This window comes from Duganella sp. Dugasp56, assembly GCF_047304105.1.
GTDB lineage: Bacteria > Pseudomonadota > Gammaproteobacteria > Burkholderiales > Burkholderiaceae_D > Rugamonas > Rugamonas hordei.
Genome location: NZ_JBGLYQ010000092.1, coordinates 1 through 6,709, shown reverse-complemented (window position 1 = coordinate 6,709; position 6,709 = coordinate 1). Strand labels below are relative to the sequence as shown.

The 6,709-nt window shown below is 67.2% G+C and carries 8 protein-coding genes; 6 read left to right on the top strand and 2 right to left on the bottom strand.

Annotated elements, in window-relative coordinates; translation table 11 throughout:
- Positions 1-312: 312 nt before the first annotated feature.
- Entirely contained in the window at positions 313-1,152 is an 840-nt protein-coding gene (locus ACCD07_RS31930) for an HDOD domain-containing protein (protein ID WP_176654038.1), read from the top strand.
- Positions 1,153-1,161: 9 nt separating this feature from the next.
- Here ACCD07_RS31930 and ACCD07_RS31925 read toward each other — a convergent pair whose 3' ends face one another.
- Positions 1,162-1,722 carry a cysteine dioxygenase gene (locus tag ACCD07_RS31925; protein WP_413449654.1) on the bottom strand — a complete coding sequence of 187 codons (561 nt, stop codon included), beginning with the start codon at positions 1,720-1,722 and terminating at the stop codon, positions 1,162-1,164.
- An 81-nt stretch (positions 1,723-1,803) separates the two neighbouring features.
- On the opposite strand from ACCD07_RS31925, the gene ACCD07_RS31920 reads away from it, so the two are divergent.
- Both ACCD07_RS31920 and ACCD07_RS31915 read left to right on the top strand, forming a co-directional pair.
- Entirely contained in the window at positions 1,804-2,829 is a 1,026-nt protein-coding gene (locus ACCD07_RS31920; protein ID WP_176654036.1) for a transporter, read from the top strand.
- A 29-nt stretch (positions 2,830-2,858) separates the two neighbouring features.
- The gene (locus ACCD07_RS31915) at positions 2,859-3,467 is read left to right on the top strand and encodes a Vat family streptogramin A O-acetyltransferase (protein ID WP_413449655.1); all 609 of its coding nucleotides are present in this window, start codon (positions 2,859-2,861) and stop codon (positions 3,465-3,467) included.
- On the opposite strand, the gene ACCD07_RS31910 is transcribed toward ACCD07_RS31915, so the two are convergent.
- Positions 3,415-3,942, bottom strand: a complete 528-nt coding sequence (locus ACCD07_RS31910) for a hypothetical protein (protein WP_413449653.1) — start codon at positions 3,940-3,942, stop codon at positions 3,415-3,417. The two genes, ACCD07_RS31915 and ACCD07_RS31910, sit on opposite strands and share 53 nt — an antisense overlap.
- A 145-nt stretch (positions 3,943-4,087) precedes the next feature.
- Here ACCD07_RS31910 and ACCD07_RS31905 point away from each other — a divergent pair, with 145 nt between their 5' ends.
- The 3 genes from ACCD07_RS31905 (at position 4,088) to ACCD07_RS31895 (ending at position 6,644) form a co-directional block, all read left to right on the top strand.
- The gene (locus tag ACCD07_RS31905) at positions 4,088-5,302 is read left to right on the top strand and encodes an MFS transporter (protein WP_413449652.1); all 1,215 of its coding nucleotides are present in this window, start codon (positions 4,088-4,090) and stop codon (positions 5,300-5,302) included.
- On the top strand, positions 5,299-5,922 hold the full coding sequence (locus ACCD07_RS31900; RefSeq protein ID WP_353404900.1) for a helix-turn-helix transcriptional regulator: 624 nt from the start codon (positions 5,299-5,301) through the stop codon (positions 5,920-5,922). Before ACCD07_RS31905 ends, ACCD07_RS31900 begins: the two co-directional genes overlap by 4 nt.
- A gap of 170 nt (positions 5,923-6,092) precedes the next feature.
- Positions 6,093-6,644 carry a hypothetical protein gene (locus ACCD07_RS31895; RefSeq protein WP_413449651.1) on the top strand — a complete coding sequence of 184 codons (552 nt, stop codon included), beginning with the start codon at positions 6,093-6,095 and terminating at the stop codon, positions 6,642-6,644.
- Positions 6,645-6,709 lie beyond the last annotated feature (65 nt).

Genomic DNA, 6,709 nt, shown 5'->3' with positions numbered 1-6,709 from the left:
CCCCCGGGCCACCCGGCCCCCCCACCTGGGGGTGCCCCGCAACACCCCCGGGGGCCCCCCGCGCGGCCCGCCGCTGCAAACCCCCGCACCACAGCCAAAGATAACCCCGGGCCGGGGCCCCACCGAGGCCGCCGCGCACGGTTTCCTCCTTGCGCCGCACGGCGCTTTCGGCCGCGGATCATTGCTATCCGCGCGCACCGGCACCAGCATCGGCGCGATACTGTGGCATCGCCGCCTCTAATCTGACATTGAATCCGCTATCACGCCTACATGGCGTTGAGATTGCAGCGGCGGGTGCGTATAATTTTCATCATGAATAAACTCGAAGCATTCGGCCATATCGCGGCCCTGGCCATTCGTGGCGAACTGGTATTCCCAACCAGCGTAAACGCGGCACTGCGCGTTCAATTGGCGTTGGACGATCCGGAGTGCCCGGTCGACAAGGCGATCAGCCTGGTGCTGGCCGAGCCGCTGCTGGCGGCGCGCACCGTCGCCATCGCCAATTCCGCCATGTTCAACCGCGCCGGCGCGCCGACCATCACCAACGTGCGCGGCGCCATCATGCGCATCGGCTACCAGAACCTGTTCGCGCTGGCCGCCGCCATGGTGGTGCGCCAGTTCGGCAGCAAGATCTCCGATCCGGCGCTGCGCCTCAAGGCCGAACAGCTGTGGGACCACACCATCGCCGTGGCGGCGCTGTCGCGCATCATCGCGCGCCAGGTCACCGGCGTGAATCCGGACACCGCGCTGTTCGCCGCCATCGTGCACGAGGTGGGCGGCTTCTACCTGCTGTCGCGCGCCGACGAATTCCCGGGGCTGCTGGAAGAGGATCCGGAAAACTGGCACTCGGCCAGCGAAGAAATCATCACCCGCGAAGTGATGCGCAAGCTGTGCATCCCCGAGCCGGTGGCCGAGGCGATCGAGGGCCTGCGCGACAGCTTCATGTCGATCCCGCCCGATACGCTGCTCGACACGCTGCTGCTGGCCAACCACCTGACGCCGGTGAAGTCGCCGCTGCAGGAACCGCAGCGCGACCTGCCGCCGCATTCCGATTCGGCCATCGACCTGTTCATCGACGAACAGAAGCTGGCCGACATGCTGGCCGAAGCCGAGAACGACGCCGTCGAGATGAACGCCGCCTTGCTGGTTTAATCCGCCGCTCTAGCGGTTGGCGTAGCCCGATCGGAACGGTTTGACGGCGCCATCGGGCGCATACACGGAGCGATCGATGGCGCCGATGTCCCCGCCGTACACGTGCACGCCGATCGACACCCGGTCGTCATAGGCGTTGCGCACTTCGTGGATGTCGCCCAGCGCCGGCGATACCGCGCTCACCTGCCCCTGTTCCAGCCGCAGCGGCGCGCCGTCCGCCACCATGGCCCCGCCGGCCCCGCGCCGGTAGGCCTGCGCGATCTCGGCGCCGCGCAGGATGCCGACCAATCCCCACACCGTATGATCGTGCACAGGCGTGCGCTGGCCCGGCCCCCAGACAAAGCTGGCGACCGAATAGCGCGCGGCCGGATCGAGGTACAGCAGGTACTGGCGGTAGAACTGCGGATCGGGCTGCGCCATCGCATCGGGCAGCCAGTCGTCATGCGCCAGCAAGGCGCGCAGCAGCGCACCGCCCTCCTCGACGATGCGCGGTTCGGCGGCGCCCTGCGCCAGCAGGCGGTCCATGCCGTCGACAAAGACGGCCAGGCGCGGCGGCAAATCGGTATGCATAACAAATCTCCCGGTCAGGATCTCACCCTATGGTAGCGTAATTTGCTATCCTGATGCCCGCGACCACCATGGAGAAAACGAATGCAGAATGCGCCTCAGTCCTACGGATCCGACCAAGCGGGCATGGTCTGCGGCTATGTGTTCGGCCGCACGCCGGACGGCAAGGGCGTGCCGCTGGATACCGACCAGGCCTGCCTGTGGCTGAAGAACCGCGAGCAGCATCCGGGCGAATTCGTCTGGCTGCACTACAACCTGGCCAACACGGCCAGCGAGAAATGGCTGCACGAACACACCTCGCTGCCCGAGGAATTCTATGAAAGCCTGCACGAAGGGCCGCGCTCGACCCGCATCGAGCTGGCCGACAACACGCTGGTGGCGGTGGTCAACGACGTGCTGCACGATTTTTCGTTCGAGCCATCGGACATTTCCACGCTGTGGCTCAGCGTCGACAAGCAGATCGTCATCAGCGCCCGGCGCAAGCCGCTGAAGGCGGTCGACAGCCTGCGCAACGCGGTGCGCAACGGCGAGCCGATACGCTCGTCGGTCGAGCTGCTGATCCACCTGCTGCGCGACCAGGCCGACGCGCTGATCAAGATCGTCCGCGACTCGATCGCCACGGTGGACGACATCGAAGACAATCTGCTGGCCGGCAAGCTCAATACCAAGCGCGCCAGCCTGGGCGCGCTGCGGCGCGTGCTGGTGCGCCTGCAACGCCTGCTGGCGCCGGAGCCGGCGGCGCTGTTCCGGTTGCTGCAACGGCCGCCGGCCTGGGTCGCCGAGATCGATGCCCAGGAACTGCGCCAGTCGACCGAGGAATTCTCGATGGTGCTGGCGGACATGGCCTCGCTGCAGGAGCGCATCAAGCTGATACAGGAGGAGATCGCGGCGCTGGTCAACGAAGGCAACAACCGCAGCCTGTTCGTGCTGACCGTGGTGACGGTGCTGGCCCTGCCGATCAACATCATCGCCGGCCTGCTCGGCATGAACGTGGGCGGCATTCCGCTGGCGCAGGAGCCGGAGGGGTTCTGGGTGGTGGTGGCGATCGTCGCCAGCTTCACGCTGATCGCCGGCTGGATCGCCTTCCGCCGCCAGGGAGACGTGTCGTGAACGGCCCGTCGCCGGCCGATCCGCACCCGATGCCGGGCTTCCCGCAGGTCTGCTACATCAAGAACATCGTGCGCAATCCGAACATCGTCATCGGCGACTACACTTACTACGACGATCCGGAAGACCCGGAAAACTTCGAGCGCAACGTGCTGTACCACTTCCCCTTCATCGGCGACAAGCTCGTGATCGGCAAGTTCTGCGCGCTGGCGCGCGGCGTCAAGTTCATCATGAACGGCGCCAACCACAAAATGTCGGGCATCTCGACCTATCCGTTCCAGATCTTCGGCAACGGCTGGGAGCAGGCGATGCCGGCGCCGGGCGAGCTGCCTTACAAGGGCGACACGGTGGTCGGCAACGACGTCTGGATAGGCTACGACGCCTTGATCATGCCGGGCGTGCATATCGGCGACGGCGCCATCGTCTCGTCGCGCTCCGTGGTCACCGGCGACGTCGCCCCGTACACCGTCGTCGGCGGCAATCCGGCCAGGCAGATCAAGGAGCGCTTCGCGCCGGAAGTCGCGGCGCGGCTGCAGGCGATCGCCTGGTGGGACTGGCCGGTCGAACGGATCACGGCCAACCTGGCGCTTATCGTTTCCGGCGATATTGAGGCGCTGGCGCAGGTTCAGCCAGGTTCCTGAGGTTGTAGACCAGGCGGCCGCCGTAGGCCGCGAACAGCACGCCCAGGACCAGCGCGATCAGGTTGTCGCGGCGGTAGCTGCCCCGCACGGTGGCCAGGCTGGAGACTTCCTTGCCGCCGACCGACACGCCATACACCGTGTAGTACCTGCCCTGCAAAAAACCGGGCGAGGCCGACTGGCCCGGGTGCAGGAATACGGTGACCGGATACGACCCGGCCTCGGCGTCGCCGATCGCCTGCCGCAGTCGGCCATCGCTATCGCCCTTGACGTACACCACGAACTGGCGCGGCTCGCCGGCGAGGGCGAAGTACAGGCCGCCCTGCGCCGGGTGGGCCGAGGCGACGCGGCCGGTGGCTGACTGCAGCTGCCCGGCATCCGGAAAGTTCCGCTCCAGCGCGACGTACAGCATCATCAGGCCTATGCCCAGCAGCAGAAAGAAGTACGCGCCACGGCGGCCGGCAAACCAATTCTTCATCTTGTTTCGGGCGGATTGCAAAGTTGACGACAGAGCCGCCATCATACATGCGCGCTGCCGACATGGCAGCATAAGTAAACATTTTTGTTTACTTATTAATGAGATCCGCCTACAGTAGCGTTACTCGATTCGTTGAATGCCACCCATGAAAACACCCCTGCTGATCGGCGCCGCCTGCCTGCTGGCCCTGCTGTCCACGATAGGCGCGGCGCTGCCGTATCCGATTCTGCCGCCGCTGTTCGCCGCCGGCGTCAGCAACGGCTTGAACCAGTTCCTCGGCCTGCCGCCCAAGCTGCTGTTCGGCCTGGCGCTGACGATCAATCCGCTCGGCCTGCTGATCGGCTCCGCCCTGCTCGGACCGATGTCGGACCGCTACGGCCGCCGCCCGGTGCTGCTGGTGACCGCCGTCGGCGCCGCCATCGGCCACGCGGTGACGGCCGTCGCGCTGCTGCTGGAATCCTATCCGCTGTTTATCGTCGCCCGCTTCGCCACCGGTCTGCTGGAGGGCAACGGCTCGGTGGCGCGCGCGATGCTGGCCGACCGCCTCGACGGCGACCTGCGGCGCAAGGCCCTGTCGTGGCTGAACGGCGCCTTTTATATGGGCTGGCTGGCCGGCCCGCTGCTGGCCGGCGTCACGCTGGCGTGGGGCATCACGATGCCGTTCTGGGTCGCCGTGGCCGCGCTGCTGCTGGTGGCGGTGCTGGTGGCCGCCGTGCTGCCGCACGAAACGCCGTCGCAAGCGACCACCTCGTGGTGGCAGGTGGCGCGCGACCGCCACGCGCTGAACCTGCTGCGCGAGCCGGACCTGCGCAACCTGTTCATCGTCACGCTGGCCTATACCTGCGGCGTGACGGCGTTCTACGAGTTCTATCCGCTGTGGCTGGTGGAGGTGCCCGGTTACGGCGCACGGGGCATCGCCTGGACCACCGCCGCCATGTGCGCGGTGATGACCACCACCACCCTGTTCGCCGGCCGTCAGTTCCAGGGAGAGCCGCTGCTGCGGGCGCGCCGCTTCGCCATCGTCACCGCCTCGCTGATCGCGCTGCTGGCGGCCAGTAACGCCTGGGTCGGCATCGCCGCCATCATCCTGTTCGGCGTGCCGCACTCCTGCTACAACGCCATCGTGCCCAACTGGTGCGCCGAGCGCTTCGGCGCGCACGGCCAGGGCGCCGTCATGGGACTGATCTCCACCACCTTCTGCCTGGCCAATATCCTGATGGCCTTGGCCGGCGCGGTGCTGACGCTGATCGACACCCGTTTGATCCTGGTGCTGGGTGCGGTGCTGACCGCGTGGTCGGCGTGGCGCATGCAAAGCTGGCACGCCAGCATGAACGCCAGGCTGGAGGGCGCGCTGCCATGAACACCGCCGAACAAACGCTGTTCCTGTTGAAGACGCGCGGGCCGCAGACCGCGCAACAGCTGGCCGGCCTGATGGACCTGACCTCGATGGGCGCGCGCCGGCAGCTCGAAGCGTGGCAGGAAAAAGGCATGGTCAGCTACGAGGACGTGGCCGACAAGCCGGGCCGCCCGTCGCGCCGCTGGCTGCTGACCGAGGCGGGCCACGCGCGCTTCCCCGATCGCCACGCCGACCTGACGGTGCAGCTGATCGACCAGGTGCGCGGCCTGTTCGGCGACGCGGGCCTGGAGAAATTGATCGTCGCGCGCGAGGCCGCCAGCGAACAGCAATACCGCCAGCATCTGCAAGGCGTGCGCGCGCTGCCGCAACGGGTGGCGGCGCTGGCGCAGGCGCGCACCAGCGAAGGCTACATGGCGGAAGTGCAGGCGCAGGACGACGGCAGCCTGCTGCTGGTGGAGAACCATTGTCCGATCTGCGCCGCCGCGCGCCGGTGCCAGAAGTTCTGCCGCTCGGAGCTCGACGTGTTCCAGCGCGTGCTGGGGCCGGAGTGCTCGGTGGGCCGCGTCGAACACATGCTCAATGGCGCGCGCCGCTGCGTGTATTTGATCAAGCCGCGTAACTAAATTCCAGAAACAAATATCAACAAGAAATAGATGTCAAGCCGCCAGGATAAGCTCCGCCGCGCAGTTTGATCGCAGTCAAGCCGCACTACGCTGGTCAGAAGACAATCAACGCATGCCGGGTGCCCGCACCGGGCAATCAGCCAGATTGCTTCATGAAGGTATTGCGCATCATGTTTTATTTAGCCTCACGTATTGCCTGCCTTGCCCGCCGTCTCAGCGAAAAAGCCATCGCCATGAGTCGGCGCGGCAAAAGCGCCGTGATGCTGGGTGCCGATTGCCTGGCGCTGCCGCTGTGCGTGGAGCTGGCGATGCTGATGCGCTCCTCGCCCCTGGCGCCGCTGTCCGCAACGCTGCTGCTGTCGGCCGTGTCGGCGGCGGCGCTGGCGATGTCCGACCTGTACGGCGCGGTGCTGCGCTACCTTGAGCAGCGCATGCTGGCCCGCGCCGCCTTCGGCATGGCGATCGCCGTGCTGTGCATCCATCTGCTGACGCTCGATCAGGCCACGCACTACCCGGCCGGCGCGCTGGTGACCTACTGGTTTGTCGCACTGGCCTACCTGGTGGCCTCGCGGGTGGCGGTGTGCAGCCTGCTGCAGCGCCTGAGCGGGCCGCCGCCACAGGCGCGCGAAGCGGTCGCCATCTACGGCGCCGGCGACGCCGGCGCGGGGCCGGGGGCCCCCCAGGGCGCCCCCCCCCCCGTTAGACCCGGGGGGGTTTTTTAGGGGAGCCCCGCCCCCCCCCCCCCCCCAAAAGCCCGCGGCGCCGGGGGGCGCCCCCCCCCCCGGGG

What these genes read in the sequence shown, in the direction of transcription:
- ACCD07_RS31930 (WP_176654038.1), top strand. Translation starts at nt 313, where the DNA reads ATGAATAAACTCGAAGCATTCGGCCATATCGCGGCCCTGGCCATTCGT.
- ACCD07_RS31925 (WP_413449654.1), bottom strand. Translation starts at nt 1,722, where the DNA reads ATGCATACCGATTTGCCGCCGCGCCTGGCCGTCTTTGTCGACGGCATG.
- ACCD07_RS31920 (WP_176654036.1), top strand. Translation starts at nt 1,804, where the DNA reads ATGCAGAATGCGCCTCAGTCCTACGGATCCGACCAAGCGGGCATGGTC.
- ACCD07_RS31915 (WP_413449655.1), top strand. Translation starts at nt 2,859, where the DNA reads ATGCCGGGCTTCCCGCAGGTCTGCTACATCAAGAACATCGTGCGCAAT.
- ACCD07_RS31910 (WP_413449653.1), bottom strand. Translation starts at nt 3,942, where the DNA reads ATGAAGAATTGGTTTGCCGGCCGCCGTGGCGCGTACTTCTTTCTGCTG.
- ACCD07_RS31905 (WP_413449652.1), top strand. Translation starts at nt 4,088, where the DNA reads ATGAAAACACCCCTGCTGATCGGCGCCGCCTGCCTGCTGGCCCTGCTG.
- ACCD07_RS31900 (WP_353404900.1), top strand. Translation starts at nt 5,299, where the DNA reads ATGAACACCGCCGAACAAACGCTGTTCCTGTTGAAGACGCGCGGGCCG.
- ACCD07_RS31895 (WP_413449651.1), top strand. Translation starts at nt 6,093, where the DNA reads ATGTTTTATTTAGCCTCACGTATTGCCTGCCTTGCCCGCCGTCTCAGC.